Genomic DNA, 24,447 nt, shown 5'->3' on the forward strand with positions numbered 1-24,447 from the left:
ACATGAGCGGGCCGGCGTCGCTGAGCGGCACCTCGCAGAGAAACCTGGACCTCGAGCGGATCGTGCTGGAAGAGCTCAAGTGGTCGATGTCGGGGTTCGCCAAGCGGATCCGTGAGCGCTGCGCGGCCACCGGCCATCCCCGGTCCGTCAGCACGAGCACCGTGTCGCGATGGTGCGCGGGGGCACGGCCGGGGCCGGAGCTGGCGGCCGCGGCGTGCTACGTCCTCACCCAGGCGTGCAAGCGCCAGGTGACGCCCGAGAGCCTGGGGTGGCCGTCCGAGGACATGAGGGTCGCGGAGCAGGCGCTCCAGTACGGCGACCTGAGCCACGCGGTGCGGATGCTGCGACGGCTGTGGCAGATGGACGCCGTCCCCAGGAGTGCATCGGTGCGGGAGATGCCGTTCGCCGCGACGCCGTCCGCGATGGAGGCGCTGGTCATGCTGCCCGACACGGAGATCGCCGGGTACGGACTGCGGCGGGTGACCGTGGCCGACATCGAGCTGCTGGACGCGCACACCGACCTGTACGGCAGGACGGACGCCCGGCACGGAGGTGGGCAGTTCCGCTCCGTGTTCGCCGGCTTCCTCGCCGCCCACGCCGTTCCGCTGCTCGAAGGCGGGTTCAACGCCGGGCGCGGCCGGCTGCTGTACGGCAGCGTTGCCGACGCGGTGCTCGCGCTGGCCAGCATGGCCTACGACGACCAACTGCCGGGTCTGGCGCAGCGCTACGACTTGCAGGCGATGCGGCTGGCGCAGGCGATCGGGGATCGCGGCCGGCTTGCCCGTGGCTGCATTCACCAGGCGCGGCTGGCGGCGGTGCGGGGCGACGGCCGGGACGTGCTGACCCACGCCCGCAGCGCGGTGGTCGCGGCGACCGGCTCGCCCGCGTTGGTGCGGGCCTACGTCGCGGTGACGGAGGCGAGGGCGTGGGCCTACAACGGTGAAGGCGCGCAGTGCCGGGCGGCGGTGGAGCGGGCGCGGGCCGCGTTCGACCGGGCCGGGCGCGGGGCAGATCCGCGGTGGCTGGCGTGGCTGGACCGCCCGGAGCTGGAGGGGCAGGCCGCGTGGGCGTTGGCGATGGCTGGGCTGGCTGAGGAGGGCGGGCAGGCTCTGAAGGTGGCGATGGGCCTGTCGCCGGAGCGCACGCGCGACAGCGTGGAGCTGCTGATCACCGGCGCGGAGCTGGCTCGGCTGCGCGGCGACCGGGCGGAGCGGGAGGAGCTGCTGGCGAAGGCTAAGACGACGGCGCAGCACCTCAAGAGCCGCCGCCTGGCGCGGCGCCTGGCCGACGCCGCCGCGGGCGGCCCGCTCCACGACTTCTGACCCCAGGCAGGCCGAGTCGGGCAGTTCGGTGCCCATGAAGCCGGTCAGGCCGTGGCGCCGCCGAGCCAGCTGAGCTTGGCGCGGACGTCGGCCGTCGCGCGGAGCCGGGACGCCTCCCCGGGGACGGGAGTGCCGACGTACAGGTAGCCGAGCAGCTGCTCGTCGCCGCCGAGGCCGAGGTGCTTGCGGACCTGCGGCGCGTCCGGGTACGGGCCGCCGAACCAGACCCCGCCCCAGCCGCGCACGTCCAGGAGCAGCAGCAGGGTGGTGGCCATCGCGGACGTCGCGGCCAGTTGCTCCCAGCGCGGGATGGTCGGGTGGTCGCGGGGCTGGAAGACGAGGCCGAGCATCAGTGGCGCACGCAGGTGCTTGGCAGCGATCCGCTCCGCCAGGTCGGCGGTGGGCGCGGCCTCGGCGGCGGCTTCGCCGAGCCGGACGCGGGCGTCGCCGCAGATCGCGATCACGCGCCACGGGCGCAGCTGCCCGTGGTCGGGCGCGGTGGCCGCTGCCGCCAGCAGGTCGAGGAGTTCGTCCGGGCCCGGGGCGGGCCCGGTGAGGCGGATGGTGCTGCGCCGGGTGCGGATCGCCGTCTCGGCGTCGCCCGCGACGGGCCGGGTGTCGGAGGCGGCGGTCATCGGGTTGCTCCCGGGGTGCCGGTCTGTGCGGTGACCGGCTCGGCGGGGGCCTGGACGGTGAGGTCGGGGGCGCCTCGGGTGAGGCGGTCGAGCAGGGGTGCGGTGGCGGCGGTGGTCACGACGGCCATGAGGACCATGATCGTGAACAGGTTCGTGGAGATGACGCCGAGTTGGAGGCCGATGCCGAGGACGACGATCTCGGTGATCCCGCGGCAGTTCATCAGGGTGCCCATCAGTGCCGACCACCTCCAGTCACAGCCGGCGAGCCGGGCTGCCCCGGCGGCACCGACCCACTTGCCCGCCACGGCGACGGCCAGGACGAGCGCGGCCCAGCCCCACTGGCCGGCCGGGAGGTGGGCGAGGTCGGTGTGCAGGCCGGTGTCGACGAAGAACAGCGGGAGCAGCACCGGGACGAAGACCGCCTGGAGGCGGGCGGCGCTGCGCTCGACGGCCGGCAGGCCGCGCGGCACCGTCGCGCCGAACAGGAACGCCCCGAAGGCGGGGTGGACGCCGATCCGGTCGGTGGCGCAGGCCGCCAGAAGCAGCCCGGCGACCAGCAGCACCGTCACCAGGTCCTCGGAGGTGCGGGCGGCGCGCTCCAGCGTCCGCTTCACGAGGGGGCGGGCCGCGGCCAGGGCGGCTGTCAGGGCGGCGGTCAGGGCGAGGGCGGTGAGGGCGTCCAGCGGGGAGCCAGCGGTGGCCAGGGCGGTGACAGCGATGAGCAGGCACCAGGCGAGGGCGTCGTCGGTGGCGGCGCACGCGAGCGCGAAGGCGCCCAGGCGGGTGGTGGCCAGGCCCCGGTCGGTGAGGATCCGGGCAAGGACGGGGAACGCGGTGATGGACAGCGCGGTGGCGACGAACAGGACGAACGGCAGCCGCTGCACGCCGGGCGGGGCCAGGGCCGGGTACATCATGACCGCGAGGCCGGCGCCGAGGCCGAGGGGCAGCAGGATGCTGCCGGCGGCGACGGAGGCCACGGCGCGGCGGGTGGTCCGCAGGGAGTGGAAGTCGAGTTCGAGGCCGACGAGGAAGAGGAACGCGAGCAGGGCGACGTTGCCGAGCACCGAGGTGTAGGGCAGGACGGTGGCCGGCAGCAGGGTGTGCTGGACGCTGGGGGCGAGCCAGCCGAGCAGGGAGGGACCGAGGAGGATACCGACGGCCATCTCGCCGATGACGGGCGGCTGCCCGAGGCGGCGGGCGGCCCAGCCGCCGGCCTGGCAGGCCAGTACCACGGTCGGGACGGCGACGAGGACGAGCGAGAGCGGACTGGACATCAGCGGTCTCCGGGCGAAGGTCGGCGTGGGCGCGGGCATGCGCGAGAGGCTCGGCGACCCGCTGGTTCGGACGCGCCGGGCCACGGTGAGGGATCGGGAACGGGGCGGCCCGGTGCGCGACGGTGGTGGCACCGATGCCGACGGCCCAGCAGCAGTGCCGCAGCAAGCGCTGCTCGGGCCGCCCCGTGCCGGATGTCCGGTCAGGTCGTGGGGAACAGGGCCTGGTAGAGCGGGTGGGCCCTGAACGGGCCGCCGTGGTGCGGGGACGCGAGCGAGCCGTGGTGCTCCTCCCCGCTGGCGGTGTGCAGCGTGGCGGCGAGTTGGTAGTCCGGGTGGATGCCGTCGTCGCTGAGGGCCGTCTCGACGGTGAGTTCCAGGACGTCTCCGGGCGCGACCGGCACAGGGTGGTCGAAGAGCGGGAAGTAGATGCTGGCCCAGTTGGTCCTCATGCGGAGCGCGTCGAGCGGCGCTTCGTCCGGCAGGCACCAGAGGTTGAGCCAGGTGAGCACGCCGTCCACGTGGCCGGCCCGGGTGATGGCCAGGCGGGTGATCGTGCGCTGCTCCGTTCGCAGTTCGCCGTTGAAGTCGAGCACCTCGACCGGCTGGCCGTCGGAGAGCAGGGCGTCGGCGTGCGGGTTCTCGATCCGTAGCCGGATGTCGAAGGGCCGGCTGTGCCAGTCGAAGATGCTCTGCAGGTACGGCAGGGATGCCTCGGCGAACGCGACGGGCTGGCCGGGAAGCAGGTCGGAGAGGTGGACGGGGGCGGCCAGGGTCACCGCGCGGTGCGGCACCACCATGCCCCCGGGCACCAGGTGGCGGTTGCGGGCGTCGGTCAGGACGACTGCCGCGCCTTCGGCGCCGGCCAGGGAGCCGATGATCTCCGCCACGCAAACATCGGCCTTGGGCGCGAACTGGAGGGTGGTCGACTCGCCGTGCAGCAGCGTGATCAGGTCGTGCTCGTCGAGGGCCGCCAGGGTGCCGGCGGCCGTGTGGAAGGCGTCCTCGATGACCTCGACGGCCACGGCGTTACGGGCTCCGGCCTGCACGCTCTCGCGGGCCCACAGGAGGTCTTCTCCAGTGCCGATGTCCAAGACGCGCCGGCCCGGCGCCAGCTTGGCCAGCGCGGCGAGGAAGCGCTGGTTGCGCTCGTGGTCGGTGGTCATGGTCGCGTACAGGAACCGGTCGTAGATGGGGTACTCGCCGACCGTCGGCCACAGAGCGGGTCGTCCCTCCCTCTCGGGCTCCGGGTCCACGTTCACCCGCACGGTGTGTCCGTGCGCCTTGAGCTCTCGGGTCTCGTGCATGGTCCGCCTTTCGCGGGTGTGTCGTACGGTGCGGGGCCTGCGCTCGGGGGCTCGGCTGCCACCGCCGCTCCGGCGACCGGGATCGGCGGCAGGCCACCGCTCGGGCAAGGTGGCTCGGCCCGGCGGCCGTGCTTGCCGGGCTCGGGCGGTGCGCGGCCGGCGTCAGGTGCGCAGCAGGGGCAGGGTGGTGCAGCGCAGGGAGCCGGGGATGCGGGTGACCTCGGAGTAGTCGACGGTCAGGACCTCGAGTCCGAGGGCGGTCAGGGCGGCGGCGATGCGGTCACTGCCCGCGGCGACGACGACCGTGGTGGGTGCGATGGCCAGGACGTTGACCTGGACGGCGCGGGCCTCGGCGTCGGTGACGGGGACGAGGTGGTCGAAGTGAGCGTTGAACCAGCGATTCTGGTCGGCGGTGAACACTTCGCGGTGGATCAGGGCGGTGCCGGGCGCGACCACGGCGAGGTGGTCGTCAAGGTGCACGATCCCCTTGACCGCGAAGGGCACGGGGACGACTTCGCGGTCGATGCCGTGCCGGGCGAGGGCCTCCTGGAGGGCGGTCGCACCGTCGGGGCTGGTCTCCTCGCTCAGGCCGACGAGGACCCGGTCGGTGTCGGGGAGCAGGATGTCGCCGCCCTCGATCGTGCCGCGGGTGAGGTCGACTGGCTGCCCGCCGACGGCGGGGTCGGTGAGGGCGCTGGCCTCGGCCAGGCGGTGCTCGGAGTTCAAGCGGGCCCGGAACAGGACGTGGTCGACGGCGAAGGCGATGTCGCGGGGGTAGTGCTGGGCGGAGCAGCCCGGCGCGGCGGGGAGCAGGACCACGTCGGTGCCGCGATCGCGCAGCAGGCCGATCAGCTGGTCCTGCTGGGCGCGGACGGTGGCCGGGTCGTAGGTGGTCCAGGTGCTGGTGGCCTGCTGGCGGGCGAGGACCGGGTGGACGTCGGGGCCATCCAGCGGGCGGGTGAAGTCGCCGGCGTGACGCAGGGCCACCCGCTTGAGGGTTCCGTACTCGGTGGCGACATGGACGTCGTGGTCCACGGGTCCTCCTGGTGTCGGTGCGGGCGTGGTGGTGTGCGGGGTGGAGGTGGCCCCGGCACGGCCCGGTGGGTCTGCGGGGGCGGGCGCTGTCAGGTGCGCCCGCCCCCGCAGGGTGCGGGGGTCAGCCGGCCGTGGCGGGCCGGGTGTCGCACTGGGCGAGCCAGGGCGCGGCCTCGGCAACCCGGTTCAGGTTGGTGGGGGCCAGGGCCGGATCGGTGCCGTAGTCGTCCAGGGCGGTGGCGAGGAAGCCGATGATCGTGTCGTCGCCGTAGTCCCGGGCGGCGAGGTGGGTGCCGCACGTTCCGCAGAAGCCTCGGGCGGTCTTGCCGGGGTGGGTGTCGTACCAGGTCGGCTCGCCCTCGCCGGTCCACTCCAGCCCGTCCATCGGGAACCCGACCCACCACTGGAACGGCGCGCCGGAGCGCTTGGCGCAGTGCACGCAGTTGCACACGTGCGGGTCGTCCACCGGGCCGGTGACGGTGAAGCGGATCTTCCCGCACAGGCAGCCGCCGGAGCGGACCTCAGTGCCGGAGCCGGTGGCGGCAGCGGCGGTGGCAATGGCGGCGACGACGGAATCGGACACTAGTTCAGTTCCCTTGCACGGTAGGCCAGTTGGGTCCACCAGTCTGCCATCGCGTTGAAGATCTGCAGGAAGCCCTCCAGGGCCTGCGGCAGGTCGAGGTGGAAGAGGTCACTCTGACGGATGAACCGGGCCAGGCCCTCGATGTGGGCCTCCTCCACGCTCATGCCGCCGACCTGCGCGGCCTCGTGGCCCTCGTCGAGGTGGAGCCGGTAGTAGTAGTCCAGGTTCGTCAGCTGCGCGCCGCTGGTGCCGGTGGTCAGCTCGCCGTACCGGTCGGTGATGTCGCGCAGGATCTCGGTCTCGGCGACGGCGACACCCTCGGTGGCGTAGTAGCCGCCGGCAATGAGCCCGGTCATGTGGGAGTTCACCAGCACCTGGTGCTGGAGGACCAGCTTGGCGGTCTCGTCAGCGGGGACGTGGCCGTTGACGAGCAGGCCGAGGTCGGCGAGCAGCGCGCGGGTGTAGAGGATGTAGTGGGCGGGGACCTTGCCCGGTTCGCCGCCCTCCTCCAGGAAGTTGCGGTCCAGCTCGTGGGCGAGCGCGGGGCAGTAGCCGACCACCTGGTCGGCGGCCAGGCGCAGGAACTGGGCGTTGTGCCGCGCGAAGACCGCCAGCTCGGCGATGTACATGCGGGCCTGCGCCACGGTGAGGGTGGCGGGGTCGACCAGGGCGCGGATCTGCCGGTAGACCGCGTCGATCATGGGCTTGAGGTGCTTGTCGACGAGGTCGTCGCCGCTGTTGCGGGTGCCCTGGAGGGTGGCGTGGATGTAGCCGCGGGTCTCCGGGTTCGCGGCCAGGTACGCCTCGACGAGGCTGGTGCCGCGCAGGGTCTCGAGCGTGGGCGCGGGGGCGGTGGTGGTCACGCGGTCTCCTCGGGCGTGGTGGTGAGGCTCAGGCCGCCGGTGGCGCCGAGCGTGCGGATCGCGGCGATCACCGCCGGGTCGTCAGGCAGGGTGGTCGGGCCGGTGTTGAGGCGCTCGACGAGGGCGGGGGTGAGGACGGCGGGGTCGGCCGCCGTCTCGCAGCCGCGCAGGAACGCCTGCCGGCCGGTGACCATCAGCTGGTAGGGGGTGCGGACGGTGACGCTCGTGCCGGGAGTGAGCTCGGCGGCGGCGAACGCCGCGGCGGCCTCGTCCCGGGCGAGGTCGAGGTCGGTCTGCTGCCAGCCGCCGTTGCTCAGGACGGTGTGCCAGCGCTGGTGGGCGTGCTGCTCGGCGGCGGCCGTCGCCCGCTCGGCGGCGGCGCTGAACGCGTCGGCGGCCACCGCGCCCAGGCGGCGGGCGAGCTCGCCCGGGCCCGCGGTCAGCGGCTGCATCGGGGAGGGCCGGCCGGCGTCGGTGTCGGGCTCGCTGGCGAGGAGGTTCTCCAGCAGGTCGGGCGCGATCCAGCCGCGGGCGACGGCGGCGTCGGGGAAGGTGTAGAGGGGGATGGCGACGGAGACCGAGAACTCGCTCTGCCGGCCGACGTGGAAGACGCGCTCGGGCAGGAACAGGGCGTCGCCGGGCTCCAGGGCGAAGTGCTCGCCGTGCTCCAGCAGCCACGTGTAGTCGCCGTAGAGCGGGTCGCTGCCGCCGGTGAGCTTGCGGTACTCCTCGGCCGGCCAGCAGTAGAAGTCCTTGACGCCGGGGCCGTAGTGGGTGAGGAACGCGTTCTCGTAGCCCTCGTGGACGCCGAACGCGGTCCCGGAGTAGTTGCCGACGAAGGCGACCAGCTCGGCGCCGCCGGCCGGGACGCCCCAGCCGTCGAGCAGCGCGCCGACGAACTCGCCGAGGCCCGCGGCCAGCGGTTCGCTGACGCTCTCCAGGGTGTTGAGGACCAGGCTGAACCGCTCGGCGCCGACCTGCTCCTGCATCCACGCGACGAAGTCGCTCTGCGGCCAGGCGCCGGCGGCCAGGACCTTGTCCACCAGGTCGGGGCGGTGCTCCTCCCCCACGTACACCCGGGCGTTCGCGGTGATCTCCACTCCGGCGGCATGGGCCCGGCGGATCGCGGCGAAGCCCTCCAGGACGCTGGCGGCGTTCGCCGCCGAGGTGGGGACGACGCCCTTGAACAGGTGCGGGCGCCTCATGCCGTCGGTCTTCTCGGGCAGGGTGTCGGTCCAGAACTCGCGGGGCGGGGGCCACGCTCCGGTGGTGCTGCTCATGGCCGGGTACTCCTTCTGTTTCGCGGCCGCGTGGGTAGCGGCCGGGCGGGCGTGCGCTGGTTCGGGCCGGACGGACTACGCGGCGAGGTAGTCCTCGGGGCCGCCGTCGCGGACGGTGTCGAGGGTGAAGCAGTGGTGCCCGCCGCCGAACAGGCGCCGGTGGCGGTGTCGGACCGGGACGACCGTGAAGCGGCGCTGCTCCAGCACCTTGATCAGCTCCGGGTAGAGGGAGTTGACGACCACCGTGTTCTCGTCGATCGACAGGACGTTGATGTCGATGTACCGGGACGCGGTGGGAACCACGAACCCGAACTCGTCGTAGTCCTGCTCGGGCACCGAGCTCGGCGGCGGGTAGATCGCCTCCCAGCCACGCATCGCCTCCGGCAGGAGCTCGAGGTAGCTCGGGTCGCGCAGCAGCATCAGGCCCGGGCGCAGCGGGACGACGATGGAGTCGACGTGGTTGTCGGCGATCCCCGGCAGCCGGTGCCAGCGCAGCTGGGGGAAGGTGCGGGCCAGCCACTGGAAGGCGAGCTCGTGGTTGTGGTTGGCGACGTTGACCAGCACGTCGCGGCCCAGGCGGACGCACTGCGCGCCGTCGAAGATCATCTCCAGGCCCAGGCCGTCGATGGGCAAGGCGTCCTCGCCGGCCATCGCCGCGGTGACGTCGACGCCGTGCCGGTCGAAGTAGGCGGTGTCGAGGGAGTGGGCGGCGAGTGCGGGCCGCGGCATGGCCAGCCAGTTCGAGCCCTGCTCGAAGTAGCGGTTGAAGTGGGGCTTGAGGTGGTCGTTCTCGAAGACCCTGCCGCGGATGTGCGGCGCGGTCTCCACGATCGTTGTCCCGAGGATGACCGTGTTGTCGCGGACGTTGAGCGGCGGCGTCGCGCCGCTGCTCCACCACGGGGAGGAGACCTGGACGTCCTTGCCGGGGGCGGAGGGCCGAAGCACGCGCACCCCGCAGCCGGCCAGGGCGTCCGCGAAGCCGGTGACGTCCTCGATGAGCTCGTCGACGATCTGCTGCGGGATCGTCAACTGCCGGTTTCCGTCGGGCAGGTGGGGGGCGACGTTCTCGTAGTAGAACAGCCGCCAGCTGCTGTCGGCGTGGTGCGCGGTGTAGTGGTCGGCGCGGCCGACGACGACCTCGCGCAGCCGGGTGAAGTCGTCGTAGCTGTGCGCACCTTGGGTGGGCGGGTCGAGCTGGGACTGGGGCTTGGTCATGGGGTGGCCGCCTCCTCGGCGGCGGGTGCCGGCACGGCCCGGGCGGGCAGGGGGTGCCGCCCGGACCGCGCTGCGGCGGGCCGGTCGTTGGTGGTGAGAAAGAGGCTGAGTGGTCAGGCGGCGGTGCGTTCGGCGGCCGGGGCCTGACGTCGTGCGGGCTGGACGGTGAGGCGGGCGATGACGTCCTCGATCACGCACGGCACCTCGGGGGTGGAGCGGCGGCGGAAGAAGTAGCCGGAGCACCACGGCACCTCGCTCCAGCGCTCCACGCGCCCAGAGAGGAGGGCGGTGGCCTCGGGCAGGCGCCGCCAGGGGATCTTGGGGCACCAGTGGTGCACGGGGTGGTGCATGTCGTCGAGGTGGCCGCCGAGCAGGTGCCGGGTGAGCCAGTGCGAGGACCAGCCGCGGGTCTGCAGCAGCACGTCGTCGTCCTCGATCAGGCCGGCGTGGTTGCCGAGGTCGGTGATCCAGGTGACCACCGGCCGTACGAACACCAGCGGGACCAGCCAGTACAGCAGCAGATCGCCGAGGACGCCGAAGGACCAGCACGCGGTGGCGACGCCGGCCCACAGCACCGCGCGGGCGGCCGGCGCCCACCGGCTCTCCCGCGGGCCTCGGGTGACCAGTGTGCGCAGCGCCGATGTCGGCAGCCGCCACAGTGCGGCCTTGACGATGACCCGCAGCACGAACGCGGTCTTGGTCATCGGGGCGCGGACGGTGTGGAGGCGCCCGGCCCGGTAGGACTGGAACATCGGGTCGGCTCCGGTGCCGAGCTGCGCGTGGTGCACTCCGTGGGTGGCCCGGTAGGGCCGCAGCCCCTCGCCGAGCAGCCCGGTCAGCAGGTACCCCACCAGGCGGTTGCCGCGCGCGGTGGCAAGCAGCTTCGCGTGGACGCACTCGTGCGCCAGATTCGAGATGTGCCGCTGACGCACCCCGATGTACAGGACCGCCAGCAGCGGCCCGACGACGTGCCCGGCCAGGGATCCGAGGATTGCCGCCGCGACGATCGCGCCGACGTCCAACGCGACGTCCCGCAGGCCGACGTTCGGAGCGCCGCACAGGCCCTCCAGCTCGCCGATCAGCTCCGGCCCCAGCGCCTGCCGGACCGGACCGGACGCGCCGGTCGAGTGCCGGGTGCGCCTCGCTGTCTTCTCTCGCCGGCGTACCGACCGCCGGCTGGGCCTGCCCATCTGCTCTCCTCCGGACATCGCTGGGGACTGGATGTTGGCCTTCCGTGAACCGCTGCCGGTGGGCGGGGCGCCCCGCCCACCGGCAGCAGCACGTCAGCCGATCAGGACGATCGGGGTCAGGCGGCGGCGCCGGGGCGCATGCCGAGCTTGATGCCCGGGCGCATGCCGAGCTTCACGGCGGCGCCGGGGCGCATGCCGAGCTTGACGGTGCCGTCGCCCGGGCGCATGCCGAGCTTCAGGGTGTTGTCCATGGGTTCTCCTCTCGGGCTGCGGGCATGCCGCAGCCACGCGTGGTGAATCGGATGGTCGAGCCGAAGATGAGCGCGACTCGAAGGGGCCGGCCGGGCGCTGCGCCGAGGGCGCTGGTGAAACCGTCGCGCCGAGTGGCCGTGCCATCACGCTAGGGCCGCACCAAGGGCAGCGGCAACAGGTCGTGACGTTGCGCCAGGTGCGCCGGGGCGTTGCGTACCCATTGCGTCCACCCTGCCGATGACCTGGGGGAACACTCCCGCGCACCGCTGGAATCGCGACTACCGGCCGAGCATCGGGCCCCTCGGCGGTGCGCGCGGTCTTCTGCGCTTCGACGGCGTGCGGCTACCTTGAGGCACTCCGGGGAGGGCGCACCGCCCAAGCAGCGCCCTGACTCGACAACTCCCTTTCTTTGCAGCCGAGTTGAGAGGAAAAGCGCATGTCCGCACTGTCCGATCCCATCCGCACCAAAGCCCACGTGCTGCACAGCCTGCGGGCCCTGCTGCACGACGAGGACTTCACCGAGTTGGTCACCCCCGTCGCTCGCCGCGCCGACCTCGGACCCGGCCGCCGCGCATCCGCCGGCCTCCACGAGGGCCGGTTCCTGCGCGCGATGATCGGCCCGGCGCTGCGCGTCAACGTGAGCACCACCCGGCCGAAGGTGTACGAGATCGGTCCGTGCTTCCGGCCCGAGCCGCCCGACGCCCTCCACGCCGCCGAGTTCACGATGCTCGACCTGTACGCCGCCGGGCTCGGCTTCGAGGACCTGATCGACCTCGCCTGGCGCCTGGTCGGCCCGCACCTGCCCTCCTACGCCCCCGAACAGCTCTCGATCGCCGACCACGTCCGCGACGCGTTCGGCATCGACCTGCGCACCGAGCCCATCGGCGACCTGCACCCGCGCATGGCCGCCCGGATCGGCGCCGACCCGGGCGAGCCGTTCCGCGACGTCCTCGGCCGCTACATCGCCCTCGAACTCGAGGCCGGCACCACGGGGCGCGCGGTGTTCCTGACCGACTACCCGACTGGCGGAGACGAGCCGTGCGCCCGCCTGGCTCCCGGCACCACCGCCGTCCTGGAGCGGTTCGAGCTGATCGTCGACGGCATCGAACTCGTCCACGGCTACACCGACGAGACGGACCAGAAGGCCTTCATCGACCGCGCCAAGGCCGTCAGCCTCTACGACGACGAGCAGCAGCTCGCCCTGGACGCCGTCGAGGCCGGAGCCGTACCTGCGGACACCGCCGGCCTCGGTATCGGAATCGAGCGGCTGTGCGCCGCCTCCGCCGGACGGCGCGAGATCACCCCGTTCCTCCAGTCCCCCCAGTTCTGACACCCAGCACCCGTCCCTGGAGGCACGATGGACCTTGCGATCGCCCCCCTGCCCGGCGGATTCGGCGCCCGCGTCGAGACCGATCTCGCCCGCACTACCGGCTCCGCCGCGGCGCGCGCACTCACCGACGCGCTCCACCGCCACCGCGTACTCGTCCTGCCCGGCCAGCACCTCAGCCACGCCGACCTGCTCGCAGCCGCCTCCCTGTTCGGCGCCGTCGACACCGCCACCGACCGTCGCTACACCGTCCCCGGCTTCCCCGGCCTCACCGTCGTCTCCAACATCCACGAGAACGGCACGCCGATCGGCATCTACGACGGCGACCAGGAGGAGGAGTGGCACGCCGACAACTCCTTCAAGCCGCAGCTGACCGCCGCCACCCTGCTGTACTCGGTCATCACCCCCGGCAAGGGCGGCGAGACCCGCTTCGCCGACGCCACCCGCGCCTACGCCGACCTTCCCACCAGCCTCCGGGCCCGGATCGACGGTCTGAGCGCCGTCCACTCCATCCAGCACCTCGCCACGCAGCAGGCCAACGCCGCCGACGGCCGCTCCTCCACCCAGGCCGGCACACTCGCGCAACTGCCCGAGGTCACTCACCCGCTCGCCCCCGTCCACCCCGCCACCGGCGCCCGCGCGCTCCTGCTCGGCTCCATGGTCATCCCCCGCCTGGAGGGGCTGCCCGAGACCGAAGGCCGGACGCTGCTGGCCGACCTCCTCACCCACACCACCAGTCCCGGCTACCTCTACACCCACCGCTGGGAGCAGGACGACCTGGTCGTCTGGGACAACCTCGCCGTCCTGCACACCGCCTCCCCCTGCGACAGCTCACGCCACCCGCGGCTGCTGGTGCGCGCCGCCGTCCGCCAGCCGACACGCCGCCCCGGTCCCTCCGACGGGGGAATCCCCGCCGAGCTGCCCGCCTCCCGATCGAACCGCCACTAGGGTGGCCGAATGAGTTCCCAAGTGCCCATGAAGGAACGGGCCTTGAACCCGGATCGGATCGCCCGGATCGGCCGCGAGATGCAGGCCGCCTGCCCCGGCTTCGACGCCGCCTCGTTCACCGCCCAGGTCACCGCCGATCTGCCCAGCCTGGAGCTCAAGGCCCGCATCGCCCGCACCGCCGAGGGCCTGCACCAGCACCTTCCCGTCACCGGGCCGGCCGCCCTCGACACCGTGCTGCGCTCCCTGCCGGCCACGCCCGAGGCCGCCGGCGCGGAAACCGAATTCGGCCTCTACATCTACGCCCCCCACTCCGCCTACGTCGCCGCCCACCATCTCCACCCCGAGCGCCTCGGCCAGGCATTCGCCGCGCTCGCCACGATCACCCCGTACTTCTCCGCCGAGGACGCCGTCCGCGCCTTCCTCACCACCTACCCCGAGCAGACGCTGACGGCCGCCGCGACGTGGGCCACCGCCGCCGACCACCGGGTGCGGCGCCTGGCCAGCGAGGCCCTGCGCCCCCACCTGCCCTGGTCCGTCGGCACCGGCCTGCCCGTCGACACCGCCCTGCCGCTGCTCGACGCGCTGCACGCCGACAGCAGCCGCTTCGTGACCACGTCGGTCGCCAACCATCTGCGCGACATCGCCCGCACCCAACCCGACCTCGTCCTGGCCACCCTGGCCAGGTGGCGCAGCGAAGGACGCGCCACGAACACCGAGCTCGCCTTCATCACCCGCGAGGCGCTCAAGGCCCGCCTCAAGGACGGCTGGCCACCCGCCTACACGATCCTCGGCTACGACCCGCAAGCGGCCGTCAGCGTCAGCCCCCTCCGTCTGACCAACACCCACTACCGGCTCGGTGACGGCCTCGCCTTCGAAGCCGACCTCACCGCCCCTACCGACACCCCGGTGCACGTCATGTACGTGCTGACTCGCACCGACCCCGGCACCCAGGCCCGAGAGAAGGTCGCTCACCTCACCCGGGCCACCGTCAAAGCAGGCACACCACTGCGCCTGTCCAAGACCCACCTCCTGAAGTCCACCGGCACCACCGCCCTCGCACCGGGCAGCTACCACCTCGCACTCCAGGTCAACGGCCGCCGCCACCCTCCGGCGCTGCTCCGCATCACCAACCGCCCGGCCTGACCAGGACGGCCCCGCCGCACGCAGCCCCTGGCGCCGTCAGGCCCCGCGCACCGATCGCAGCGCCACACCGCCGCCCGTTCGACCGGCCGATCCCGAGGAGCAGCCCGCAGTGATCCCCGCTCAACCCGACCACGACCGCCGTCGGCGGCTGCTCCAGGACCTTGCCGCCATCAGCCCCTGGGACTCGGTGGAGGCCCAGCACCTGGAGGAGACCGCGGCATGGATCTCCAGCGGGGCGCCGCTGGACCGGACCGCCTACGACGCGCCCGACCCGCACCTGGTCGCCTACTTCGTCGTCGCCGACCCTGACCGCGAAGAGCTCCTGCTGGGCCACCACGTCAAGAGCGGCCTGCGCCTTCCGGCCGGTGGGCACGCGGAGCCCGGAGAAGCGCTCTGGCAGACGGTCGAACGTGAGGCGGCGGAAGAACTGCGGCTCCCGGCTGTTCCCCTCCTCGGCCAGAGCCCGTTCTTCCTCACCCGCACGCCGACAGTGGGTCCGCGCAGTCACACCGACGTGTCGTGCTGGTTCGTTCTACGCGCTCACCGGCAAGAGGTCAGCTGGTTCGACCCCGGCGAGTACACGGCCGTCGAGTGGCTGCCCTGGCAGCGGGTTCTCGAAGAACCCATCCATCAACTCGACCCGAACATGCACCGGTTCACACACAAGCTCCTGGCCGCGGTGACGGCCGACTGACCCGCGAAGGCACCCGGCAGCGGGACCCTGCGCAGCGAGATCGGCGGACCGCAGTCGATGCCCTCGAGGTCCCCGCGACGACGAGTAACCGGAGCGCCCCACCAGGCGCTCAACGTCCGAGAGAACGAGGCGATGCAGTGACCGACCAGCAGACGACGACGCCGACGCGCTCAGTGCGGGAGGTGACCGCGAGCACTTTCCTGCTGCGCCGCGACGCGGGCCAATGGTTCGTGGGTCTGATCTGGCACGACCGGCTGGGCAGCCACATGCCGGCCGGCGGTCACGGCGAGGTCGGGGAGGGAGTGCACGACGCCGCGGTCCGCGAGGTCCTGGAGGAGACCGGCCACAGGGCCCGCCTGGTCCCCGGACCCACGGTGCCCACCCCCACCGGGTTCCCTCACCGTCCCGTTCCCGCTCCGTGGTGGATCTGCGAGGGCGGGGCAAGCCCTGACGGACACACCAGCACCCCGCACACCCACGTCGACCACATCTACCTGGCCCTCGCCGAAACCGCGTCCGCGGCAGCCGAGCAGCAGGCCGACCACCAGCTCACCTGGTTCACCCGCAGCCGCCTCACTACCGACCCGACCGTATCCGAGGACAGTCGACTCCTCGCGCTGCAGCTGATGAGCTGGCTGGACGGCGCCCCTGCCGGCGCCGAGGACGACCCGGAGCAGCTCAGCGCCCACCTCGCCCACCGAGCGGCCTTGGGTCTCGTCCTGCCGGCGCAGCAGAGGCAGCAGGAGGGACCGGCATGATCAACGGCTGGAGCACGGTCTCCTCGACCGTCCAGTACACGGGCGTCCGGGTGACCGTGCGCCGCGACTCGGTCCGGCGCGCCGACCAGAGCCTGGGCACGTACGAGTACACCGAGTCCGTCGACGGCGTGCGGGTCGTGGCCCTCGACGACCGGGGCCGGATCGCCCTGGTGGAGGAGGCCGTCTACGTCTGCGGCCAGCGGCTGCTGATGTGCCCCGGTGGCGGGTGCGAGCCCGGCGAGGACCCGCTGGCGGCCGCGCGCCGGGAGCTGGCCGAGGAGGCCGGAATCCACGCCGCCGAGATCGAACTGCTGACGACGATGTGGCGGATGCCTGCCGGCGCGCGTACCCGCGAACACCTCTACCTCGCCCGGGGCCTGAGCGTCGGAGAACACCACCGGGACCCGAGCGAGGCCGACATGGAACTGCACTGGTTCCCCCTGGAGAAGGCGGTGGCGATGTGCACCGCGGGCCGGATCGTCGAGGCCGGCACCCTCGCGGCGGTCCTGCTGACCGCGCAGCGCGCAGACATCCGGGCCACGCCGTCCGCTGACCGCCCGAGCTGAGGAGACTGGTGACCGACACCGACATGGCAGGCGCCGAGCAGGATCCTGACCTAGTGCGTTACCTGGCCGCGCACGCTGCCCCCGCCGCGTGCGCGGACGCGCTGATCCGCAACGCCCAGGGCCAGGTCCTGATCGTCGATCCGGTGTACAAGCCGGGCTGGGACCTGCCCGGCGGCATGCTGGACGACGAGGAGCCGGCCGAGGCGCTCGTGCGGGAGCTGCGGGAGGAACTGGGGCTGCACGCCGAGGTCGGCCGCCTGCTGGCGGTGGACACGGTGTCCGCCCGCCGCTGGGGACGCACGATCGTCTGCTTCCTCTATGCGGCCCACCCCGCGAAGGCCGCCGAGGCGGCCGACCTGGTGCTGCAGAGCAGCGAGATCCGAGAGGCCCGGTTCGTCGGCGACCAGGAGGCGCTCGCCCTGCTGGCCGAGCCGGTGGCCGCCCGCCTGGCCGCGGCGCTGGCCGCGGAGCGCGGATCCCATACCGCGGTGCTGCGCGACGGCCGCCCTGCGCCGGTGGCGCGGCGCGACCACTACCGGCTGCTGCCGGCGCCGATGATGGCGGCCACCGTCCTCGTACGGGACACCGCCGGTCGGGTCCTGGTCCTGGAACCGAGTTACAAGGCGCACCTCGAACTGCCAGGCGGGATGGTCGAGGCGCACGAGACCCCGGCGCAGGCCGCCGGCCGTGAGCTGGCGGAGGAGCTCGGTCTGCGGGTGCCGGTCGGCCGGCTGCTGGTCGTGGACAGCAACTCCGCCGCCCTGTCCAAGTACGGGAGGGCTCTGACCTGCCACATCTACGACGCCGAGCCGCTGACGCCCGCTCAGACACGGGAGCTGCGCTTCGTGGACGGGGAGATCCGCGCGGCCCAGTGGCTGGAGCCGAAGGACGCCCAGAATGCGCTGCCTCCACTGCTGGCGGAACGGGTGGCTGCGGCGCTTCGGGCTCTGGAGGCCGGCACCGTCGAGGTGATCGAGCGAAGCAGACCGGAGGCAGCGTGAGCCCCCGCTCCCCCGGCGGAGTGTGAGCGTGGCCGGCCGCCACAGCCGCCTGCCCGATCCGGCAGCACAGCGCCCGGCCGATGCCGACCAGCAGCTGCGGGCCGTGTCGGGCGGCCAGCCGGTCACGGAGGAGGGCGTTGCCATTCCGGACGGCGGCGACGCCGCGTTCCTCTACCGGCGCGAGTTCCTGCCCGACGGCCGAGTCCGCACAGTCATGGTCCGTCTGGACACCGCCGGTCTGCCCTTCCCCCCGCCCGACCGCCCCTGACCCCGCGCACCATCGAGTGTTCCTGGAGGAGCCGATGCACAGCAGCAGGTTGAAGATCACGGCAGCCACCCGGGCCGGCAGTCCCCGCGTGGCGTCGGAGGACCGGGTGCGTACCGCCCCAGGCCTGATCGTCGTCGTCGACGGCGTCACCACGGTCGCCGACGGCGCCGAGGCACTCGGCGGCACCTACGCCGATGCCCTCGGCGAGGAGGTCATCGCGCTCGCCGGCGACCCGGACACCGACCTGCGCACCGCGCTCGCGGAGGCGATCGGCCGCACCGCCAAAGCTCTGAACCTGGCCCTGCCGACGGTGCCGGGCAGTTCGGCGCAGGCGACCGTGACGGTCGCCAGGGTGCGCGGCACCTCGTTCGAAGCCGCCGCCATCGGAGACAGCCCGGTCGCGGCGATCAGCCACGACAGCTCGGTGCGCGTCCTCACCGACGACCGCCTGGCAGCCCTCGTCGGCAACCGTCCCGCGCGCCTGGAGCAGTGGGAGCGGCTGCGCTCGGGGGTCGGGCGGATCGGGGACCAGCGCCACCGGGAGCTGATGCAGGAGATCATGCGCGGGCTGTCCGACGCGGTCAACGTCCCCGGCGGCTACTGGATCGCGGGAGCCGACCCCCAGGCCGGGCTGAACGCCGTCGTCGCCAGCTGGCCGCTCGAAGAACTCTCCGACATCCTCATCGCCACCGACGGCACCTCGGTGGCTGTCGACAAGTACGGGCTCCTGACGTGGCCCCAGATCGCGGACCTGTGCCGGACCGAGGGCCCCGACGCTGTCCTCGACCTCGTCGACGAGGCCGATGCGAGCGACCCGTTCGGCCACCGCTGGCCGCGGGCCAAGCCCGGCGACGACAAGACGCTCGTCCACGTGCTGGTAGCTCCGTGACGGGACGTGGACACCCAGCCGCGCCACGGCCGGATACCGGATCCGTCACCGCTGCGGCCCGGTGAGCTTCTCACCGGGCCGCAGCGTCCATCTCCACCGCCCCGCCCGCCAGCTGTCCAGCCTCTTGCGGGTAGCGCTCAAGGTGGGCGGTGAGCACTCCCTCAATATCGGAACCAGTGATCGCCACAGGTCCTCGGCCCACGGAGGAGCCCCGCCGAGAAGGCCGCTCGAAGGCGGCCACTAGGCACGTGCTCAGTCAGCTCCACAAGGGTCGTGGCGTACCGGAAGTCCAGCACTCTCGCCCCACTGCCGTGCGGCGCTTGGGAACCTCGGCGATTCGGCCAACCGCCTCTTGTGGCGGTGCCGTTGCGGGAGCTGGGTCGGTGCAGTTTCCACGGTTCCTCGAACGCTCTATCCCGGGACTTCAGGACCGACCGAAAAACGTGTGTTCGATATCCCGGCTGTGTCGTTGAGCCTCGCGAACCAGCCGTGACGACCGACAGGGGGATCGACTTGACCTCGGGCAGCACAGCCGCACAGCCGAGCACGGACGAAGCGGAGGGGACTCCACCGGACGGCGGGGGCGCGGCGCAGGAGGAGGAGTTCCAGTACCGGGACGAGTCCCGGCTCCAAGCCGGCGCGCAGATGACGACGACCACGATGGCGCGGCGCCTGCCCGTGCTGGTGCGCCGGTCGCTGCGGATGGCGTGGCAGGTGGACCGGGGCGCGACGGCCGGGCTGCTCGCGTGCCAGCTCGGCACGGGCGTGCTGGCCGCGCTGGGCCTGTTCGCTGTCACCGGGACCCTCACCGCGCTGATCTCCTCCGGCGACATCACCGAGCGACTGCGGGAGGCGGCTCCGCAGTTGGCCGTCATCGCGGCGGCCGCGGGGCTGCGGGCCCTGCTGGGGGTCACGGTGACGTGGCTGACCGGTCGGCTGCGGCCGGTGCTCGCCCGGGCCGCGGAAGTCAGCATGGTCGAGGCGGCTCTCGGCGCCGAGGCCGCGGCGAATAACAAGCCGGGATACAACGACCAGTACGACATCGCCGACCGCGGCGCCCAGGTCACCCCCGACCTCGTGGAGGAAGCCCAGGACGTGCTGGCCGCCACGGCGACCCTCGCCGCCGGCGCCACGGTCCTCACCGTGATCCACCCGATTCTCCTGCCTCTGCTTCTCCTTGCGTGCCTGCCGCAGGCCGCCGCGTACGTGCGCGCGGCCCGCGTGGTGTACCTCGCGGGCCTGGAGACGTCGGGGCGCCGCCGGATGCTGCACAAGCTGCGCTGGCACATGTCCTACATGGAGTCCAGCGAGGAGATGCGGGCCTGCCTGGCCGGCCCGTTCCTCCTGGGCCGCTACCGGCGGCTGGCCGCCTCCGTCAACGTCTCGGAGCGCGAGGCCGCGAACACCGGGGCATGGATGGGCCTGGCCGGGGCGGCGGCCGGTGGTGTCGCCTCGGCAGCGGTCTGGGCGACCCTGCTGTGGCTGCTGGTCTCCGGCCGGATGGACCTGGCGGCGGGCGGTGGCGCGGTCTTCGCCTTGCAGACGGCGACCGGCTCGGTGCGGGGCATCATCAACGGCGGGGCCCGGCTGGTGCGCACCGGCTGGTACGTGCAGGACTGGCAGAACTTCATCGACAACGCGCACGGGCAGGCGATGGTGGCCTCGCGTGGCTCCGAGTTGTTGTCGGCGCCGCCGGAGCGGTTCGAGGTCCGCGACGTCACCTACCGGTACGACGGTGCGGACAAGGACAGCCTGGCCGGGGTGTCGCTGACGGTACGGCGCGGGGAGATCGTGGCGTTGGTCGGGGAGAACGGGTCGGGGAAGACGACGCTGTCCCGGCTGATCTGCGGGCTGCTCCTGCCGACCTCCGGGGAAGTGGCCTGGGACCACAAGACCACCACGCGGCTGGAGCCGTGGGAGGCGTGGAAGCACGTGGCGGTGGCACCGCAGCGGTTCACCTATCTGCCCCTGACCCTCCGCGACAACGTCACCCTCGGGCAGGGTGACACCAGCGACGCTGCGCTCATGGCGGCCTGCGAGGCGTCCGGAGCCGCGGACATGCTGCCCGCCCTCCGTTCCGGCCTCGACACCCTTCTGACCAGCGAATGGTTCGGCGGCCACCAGCTGTCCGGCGGGCAGTGGCAACGCGTCATCCTGACCAGGGCATTTCACCGGAAGGCCAGCCTGCTGGTGATGGATGAGCCCACGGCCGCCCTCGATGCCCGAGCCGAGCACCATGTGTTCACCGGCCTGCGGGACCTGGCCAAGGACCGGGCCATCCTGCTGATCACGCACCGCCTTGCCAACGTCGCGGTGGCCGACCGGATCGTCGTTCTGGACCAGGGACGCCTGGTCCAGGAGGGAACGTACGCGCAGCTCACCCGCGAGCCCGGGCTCTTTCGGAGCCTGTGGGAATTGGAGCAGCGCACCGGCGGTGCGCCCGATCCCGCCTGAGACCCGCCGCAGTTCTGAGCCGACCCCGGCCGGCCGGCCCGGCCGGGGTCCGTCACCCCCGACCGGGCCGGCCGATCCGGCACCCCCGAAGACCCACGCGACCGACGATCCCCCGGGAGGAACCGTGTTCCCCGACCGCACCGAACCTGATGGCGGTGTGCCCTGCCGCTCCACCATCCCGCAGCCGGGCGCGGGGTCTGCCGGATGAGCCAGACGAAGCCGCTGCCCGCGGCACTGCAGCGCTGGGCGGAACAGCGGATCGGCCCTGTCGTGTCCGTCCGCGACGCCTCGCACGACTGGGACCGCTCCCGGGTGTGGGACCTGAAGGGCGAAAGCGGGGTGCACCACTACCTGAAGGTCTCGCCCTCGGTGAAGTTCTTCACCCGTGAGAGCCGGGCATACCGCCACGTCGTCCCCGCCCTCGGACACACCCGTGCACCCCACCTCATCGACAGCCGCGCCCAGGACCTGGCCTTGCTGCTCACCGCGGTCCCTGGCACCCCGGCAAAGCAGCTCGGCCTGGACGCCGCCGAGTGGCGGAACGTGCACCAGCAGGCCGGAGCGCTCTGCGCCCGCCTCCACGAGGCCGGGCCACTCGACCGCGGCGACCGGGTGGAGGCCGAAGCCTCCTTGAACGCCGCCGCCGACGGAGCGGAGAAGTACCTGGCTCGCGCCGGGGACCGGCTCAACCAGGAAGAGCAGCAGCTGATCCGGGACCACGCTGCGCGCCTTCGCCACGTCGGCCCGGTGCCCGTCGGCTACGTGCACGGCGACAACCAGCCGAGGAACTGGCTGTGGTCCAAGCACGGGCTCGCCCTCGTCGACTTCGAGCGCACCCGGCCGGCCGCCCGCGTCCAGGACTTCGTCATCCTCGCCACCACTCAATGGGCAGACCATCCGGACCGAGAGAAGGCGTTCCTCCTCTCCTACGGGCGGGAGCTGTCCGACGCCGAGCGGCAGGCGCTGCGCTGTCTGACTGCGCTCGACGCGGTCAACTGCCTGGCCTGGGGCCCGGACAACGGCGACGCCGAGGTCACTGCCCGGGGACGGCGGACCCTGGACCGGCTCATGAGGGAGGACCAGCCGTGAGCGCCGTACACCGCAGTATCGGGAACGTCATGGTCCTGCTCCAGCGCGCCGACGGCCGGATCCTGACCGTCCGGCACCAGGCGACGTCGTGGCACTCCCCCGAAATGCTCACGGTCGTCGGAGGACGCCTCGAAGACGGCGAGTTCCTCAACGAGGGAGCGGCGCGCGAGCTCGCCGAGGAAGTCGGCATCCACATCACCCCGGACCGCCTGCGGTTCTGCCAGCTGCTCCACTTCCACGCGGCGGACGGTGAGCGGGTGATCGGCGCCGCCTTCACGGTCCGGGAGTGGGAGGGCAGCCCGTACAACCGCGAGCCGGGCACGCACACCGAGCTGGTGTGGGTCGACCCAGCCGCACCTCCGCCCGACTGCCACCCCTTCACCCACACGGTCCTCACCCACTTCGCCACCGGTCGGCTCTATGCCAACGTGACCGCCCTGGAACTGCTGGGCGGTGAGGCCGGGTGACGACCTCCACCAAGACGGCCAAGGCCGCGAAGGTCGCCACCCCGGATCTGCGCCGCTTGGTCGCCAGCGAGTGCGCAAGCCTGTCCGGATCCGCGGTCAGCACCGTCGCCCTCCCCACCCTGGCCGTACTGGAACTCCACGCCTCCACCACCCAGATCGCCGCGCTCGCCTTCCTCGGCCAACTGCCCAACGCCGTCGTGGCACTCCCGGCCGGCGCCCTCTCGGACCGCTACGCCAAGCGCCCCCAGATGATCGCCGCGGACCTCACCGCCGCCGCGGGCCTCGCGACCGTCCCGGCCGCCGCCTTCGCCGGGGTGCGCGGCATCGGCCATCTGTACGCGGTCGCCGTCATCCTGGGCATCACCAAGATCGTGCACGACGCGGCCGCCATCAGCTACCTGCCCGTCCTCGTAGAACCCCACCTGCTGCAGCGCGCGAACTCCCGGCTCGGCGCGGCCTCGTCGGTGGCCGACAGCGCGGGCAGCAACGCGGGCGCCGCGCTGGTCGGCGCCATCGGCGCCGCCCGCTCCGTCCTTGCCGACGTCCTCTCCTACCTCGTCTCCGCGCTGCTCGTGTGGCGCATCCGCACCCCCGAGCCGGTCGCCGCTCCATCCAGCGGCCGCCGCAGCCTCGCGCGGGACATCGGGGAAGGCCTGCGGTACGTGGCCGGGCAACACACGATCCGAACGGTGATCGCGGCGCTCTCCACGCTCAGCTTCGGACTGGCGATCATGAACACGTACTGGGCGTACTACCTCCTCGCTGGCCTGCACGTGTCCCCGACGGCGTTCGGCCTGATCATGGGGGTCGGCGGCGTGGGCAGCCTGGCCGGGGCACTCCTCGCCCCGCGCATCGCCTCTCGGATCGGCATCGGACCGACGATCATCATCGGATTCGCGTTCAGCCCGCTGGCCCAGATCCCCCTCCTGCTTGCCGGCCCCGGACTCCGTTGGCAGATCGCGCTCGCGGGGACTCTGGCCGTTCAGCTGTTCTGGGCCACAGCCTCCGGGACGAGCCAGAGGTCTCTCCGGCAGATCCTGTGCGAGCCCCGCTTCCAGGGCCGCATGCAGGCCGCGAGTACCACGGTGACCGCCGGAGCCCGGCCGCTGGCCGCCGCGGCCGCCGGCGCCCTGGTCCACTTCCTCGGCGTCCGCGGAACCCTCACCGTCGGGGCGGTCCTCCAGGTCGTCCCCGTGGCCCTCCTGCTCTTCTCCCCTGTCCGTGCGTTGCGGGACATGCCCGCCCCGCCCACGCGCGCCGCCGTTCCGCCCGCCCGTGAAGGAGCCTCGTGACGACGACCGCGACCGCCGCGTACTGGGAACCGCTGTGGGCCGGGGGCCGCCGGTACCGGCAGCTCGAAGTCCCCGAAATGCGGCTGATGGACGAGCATCTCGGCCCCGGCCGCGGGCGCCCGGCCCTCGACGTCGGCTGCGGCGATGGCGCCTTGGCCCGTCACCTCCACCACGAGCTCGGCTACCGCACCACCGGCATCGACATTTCCCCCAGCGCCATCGCACTCGCCGCCGGCCACAACTCAGGCCCCGGGCCCGCATGGCGGTGCGCCGACATCGCCACCGGCGACCTCACGGCACTGCCGGAGCCCGCGTACGCGGTCATCACCTGCCGTCTCGTCTACCGGTGGATGGACGACAAGAGAGCCTTCCTCAACCGTGTCCGCCACCTCCTCGCCCCTGGCGGGATCTTCTGGGTCGTCACCGAGATCACCGGCCGCCGCCCCGCCACCGGCCCCTTGCAGGACCTCGGCATCACCCCGGCCCAGGCCGAACTCCTCACCGCGGGCTGGTCCGCCGTCCACACCTCCGACCTTGACGTCCTGTGCTGCTATGCCCTGCGCCCCTGACCCCCGACCCGCGATCTGATGGAGGACCC

25 protein-coding genes are annotated in these 24,447 nt (G+C 72.8%); 15 read left to right on the forward strand and 10 right to left on the reverse strand.

All coding sequences use genetic code 11. The annotated features are described in order from the left end of the window. Positions 1-2: 2 nt before the first annotated feature. The gene (locus tag F7Q99_RS35535; RefSeq protein ID WP_153470082.1) at positions 3-1,322 is read left to right on the forward strand and encodes a transcriptional regulator; all 1,320 of its coding nucleotides are present in this window, start codon (positions 3-5) and stop codon (positions 1,320-1,322) included. 44 nt (positions 1,323-1,366) lie between these two features. Here the strand turns inward: F7Q99_RS35535 and F7Q99_RS35540 are convergent, their stop codons facing one another. The 10 genes from F7Q99_RS35540 to F7Q99_RS42880 all read right to left on the reverse strand — a co-directional run bounded on the left by F7Q99_RS35540 (position 1,367) and on the right by F7Q99_RS42880 (position 10,952). Further along, entirely contained in the window at positions 1,367-1,957 is a 591-nt protein-coding gene (locus tag F7Q99_RS35540; RefSeq protein ID WP_153470085.1) for a nitroreductase family protein, read from the reverse strand. Further along, on the reverse strand, positions 1,954-3,270 hold the full coding sequence (locus F7Q99_RS35545) for a cation:proton antiporter (protein ID WP_230211239.1): 1,317 nt from the start codon (positions 3,268-3,270) through the stop codon (positions 1,954-1,956). The genes F7Q99_RS35540 and F7Q99_RS35545 overlap by 4 nt, the downstream gene beginning before the upstream one ends. Before the next feature lie 161 nt (positions 3,271-3,431). Next, positions 3,432-4,535, reverse strand: a complete 1,104-nt coding sequence (locus F7Q99_RS35550; RefSeq protein ID WP_153470088.1) for an SAM-dependent methyltransferase — start codon at positions 4,533-4,535, stop codon at positions 3,432-3,434. A 162-nt stretch (positions 4,536-4,697) separates the two neighbouring features. Then, entirely contained in the window at positions 4,698-5,570 is an 873-nt protein-coding gene (locus F7Q99_RS35555) for a dimethylarginine dimethylaminohydrolase family protein (RefSeq protein WP_326847497.1), read from the reverse strand. A 121-nt stretch (positions 5,571-5,691) separates the two neighbouring features. Then, on the reverse strand, positions 5,692-6,153 hold the full coding sequence (locus F7Q99_RS35560; RefSeq protein ID WP_326847498.1) for a GFA family protein: 462 nt from the start codon (positions 6,151-6,153) through the stop codon (positions 5,692-5,694). After that, complete coding sequence (locus F7Q99_RS35565) at positions 6,153-7,016, reverse strand: DUF3865 domain-containing protein (RefSeq protein ID WP_326847499.1); 864 nt, start codon at positions 7,014-7,016, stop codon at positions 6,153-6,155. The genes F7Q99_RS35560 and F7Q99_RS35565 overlap by 1 nt, the downstream gene beginning before the upstream one ends. Beyond that, entirely contained in the window at positions 7,013-8,296 is a 1,284-nt protein-coding gene (locus tag F7Q99_RS35570; RefSeq protein ID WP_153470091.1) for a hypothetical protein, read from the reverse strand. The genes F7Q99_RS35565 and F7Q99_RS35570 overlap by 4 nt, the downstream gene beginning before the upstream one ends. A 75-nt stretch (positions 8,297-8,371) precedes the next feature. Then, positions 8,372-9,511 carry an inosamine-phosphate amidinotransferase 1 gene (locus tag F7Q99_RS35575; protein WP_153470094.1) on the reverse strand — a complete coding sequence of 380 codons (1,140 nt, stop codon included), beginning with the start codon at positions 9,509-9,511 and terminating at the stop codon, positions 8,372-8,374. 113 nt (positions 9,512-9,624) lie between these two features. Beyond that, positions 9,625-10,701 carry a fatty acid desaturase family protein gene (locus F7Q99_RS35580; protein WP_153470097.1) on the reverse strand — a complete coding sequence of 359 codons (1,077 nt, stop codon included), beginning with the start codon at positions 10,699-10,701 and terminating at the stop codon, positions 9,625-9,627. A gap of 116 nt (positions 10,702-10,817) precedes the next feature. Continuing rightward, positions 10,818-10,952, reverse strand: coding sequence for a hypothetical protein (locus F7Q99_RS42880; RefSeq protein WP_268267712.1), 135 nt, complete (start codon positions 10,950-10,952; stop codon positions 10,818-10,820). Positions 10,953-11,389: 437 nt separating this feature from the next. Between F7Q99_RS42880 and F7Q99_RS35585 the strand changes: the two genes are divergently transcribed. The 14 genes from F7Q99_RS35585 (at position 11,390) to F7Q99_RS35645 (ending at position 24,418) form a co-directional block, all read left to right on the forward strand. Then, positions 11,390-12,283 carry an amino acid--tRNA ligase-related protein gene (locus tag F7Q99_RS35585; RefSeq protein WP_230211240.1) on the forward strand — a complete coding sequence of 298 codons (894 nt, stop codon included), beginning with the start codon at positions 11,390-11,392 and terminating at the stop codon, positions 12,281-12,283. A gap of 27 nt (positions 12,284-12,310) precedes the next feature. Beyond that, the gene (locus tag F7Q99_RS35590; protein ID WP_153470100.1) at positions 12,311-13,228 is read left to right on the forward strand and encodes a TauD/TfdA dioxygenase family protein; all 918 of its coding nucleotides are present in this window, start codon (positions 12,311-12,313) and stop codon (positions 13,226-13,228) included. A gap of 42 nt (positions 13,229-13,270) precedes the next feature. Further along, on the forward strand, positions 13,271-14,371 hold the full coding sequence (locus F7Q99_RS35595; RefSeq protein ID WP_230211241.1) for a DNA alkylation repair protein: 1,101 nt from the start codon (positions 13,271-13,273) through the stop codon (positions 14,369-14,371). A 109-nt stretch (positions 14,372-14,480) separates the two neighbouring features. Then, positions 14,481-15,065: an NUDIX domain-containing protein gene (locus tag F7Q99_RS35600; RefSeq protein ID WP_326847500.1), complete on the forward strand. Its 585-nt coding sequence runs from the start codon at positions 14,481-14,483 to the stop codon at positions 15,063-15,065. A gap of 137 nt (positions 15,066-15,202) precedes the next feature. Beyond that, on the forward strand, positions 15,203-15,823 hold the full coding sequence (locus F7Q99_RS35605; protein WP_195911393.1) for an NUDIX domain-containing protein: 621 nt from the start codon (positions 15,203-15,205) through the stop codon (positions 15,821-15,823). After that, the gene (locus F7Q99_RS35610; protein ID WP_153470110.1) at positions 15,820-16,389 is read left to right on the forward strand and encodes an NUDIX domain-containing protein; all 570 of its coding nucleotides are present in this window, start codon (positions 15,820-15,822) and stop codon (positions 16,387-16,389) included. The genes F7Q99_RS35605 and F7Q99_RS35610 overlap by 4 nt, the downstream gene beginning before the upstream one ends. An 8-nt stretch (positions 16,390-16,397) precedes the next feature. Beyond that, positions 16,398-17,390 carry an NUDIX domain-containing protein gene (locus tag F7Q99_RS35615; protein ID WP_153470113.1) on the forward strand — a complete coding sequence of 331 codons (993 nt, stop codon included), beginning with the start codon at positions 16,398-16,400 and terminating at the stop codon, positions 17,388-17,390. 28 nt (positions 17,391-17,418) lie between these two features. Beyond that, positions 17,419-17,658 carry a hypothetical protein gene (locus tag F7Q99_RS40645; RefSeq protein ID WP_195911394.1) on the forward strand — a complete coding sequence of 80 codons (240 nt, stop codon included), beginning with the start codon at positions 17,419-17,421 and terminating at the stop codon, positions 17,656-17,658. 34 nt (positions 17,659-17,692) lie between these two features. Then, the gene (locus tag F7Q99_RS35620) at positions 17,693-18,547 is read left to right on the forward strand and encodes a PP2C family serine/threonine-protein phosphatase (RefSeq protein ID WP_195911395.1); all 855 of its coding nucleotides are present in this window, start codon (positions 17,693-17,695) and stop codon (positions 18,545-18,547) included. A gap of 513 nt (positions 18,548-19,060) precedes the next feature. After that, positions 19,061-21,001, forward strand: coding sequence for an ATP-binding cassette domain-containing protein (locus tag F7Q99_RS35625; RefSeq protein WP_230211257.1), 1,941 nt, complete (start codon positions 19,061-19,063; stop codon positions 20,999-21,001). Positions 21,002-21,205: 204 nt separating this feature from the next. Further along, on the forward strand, positions 21,206-22,090 hold the full coding sequence (locus F7Q99_RS35630) for a phosphotransferase (protein ID WP_153470119.1): 885 nt from the start codon (positions 21,206-21,208) through the stop codon (positions 22,088-22,090). Continuing rightward, on the forward strand, positions 22,087-22,557 hold the full coding sequence (locus F7Q99_RS35635) for an NUDIX domain-containing protein (protein ID WP_326847502.1): 471 nt from the start codon (positions 22,087-22,089) through the stop codon (positions 22,555-22,557). The genes F7Q99_RS35630 and F7Q99_RS35635 overlap by 4 nt, the downstream gene beginning before the upstream one ends. Next, positions 22,554-23,849 (forward strand): MFS transporter, encoded by a 1,296-nt coding sequence (locus tag F7Q99_RS35640; protein WP_326847503.1) that lies wholly within the window; start codon positions 22,554-22,556, stop codon positions 23,847-23,849. Before F7Q99_RS35635 ends, F7Q99_RS35640 begins: the two co-directional genes overlap by 4 nt. Then, complete coding sequence (locus tag F7Q99_RS35645; protein ID WP_326847504.1) at positions 23,846-24,418, forward strand: class I SAM-dependent methyltransferase; 573 nt, start codon at positions 23,846-23,848, stop codon at positions 24,416-24,418. The genes F7Q99_RS35640 and F7Q99_RS35645 overlap by 4 nt, the downstream gene beginning before the upstream one ends. The last annotated feature ends 29 nt before the right edge of the window (positions 24,419-24,447 follow it).

This window comes from Streptomyces kaniharaensis, from assembly GCF_009569385.1.
In the GTDB taxonomy this organism is placed as follows: domain Bacteria; phylum Actinomycetota; class Actinomycetes; order Streptomycetales; family Streptomycetaceae; genus Kitasatospora; species Kitasatospora kaniharaensis.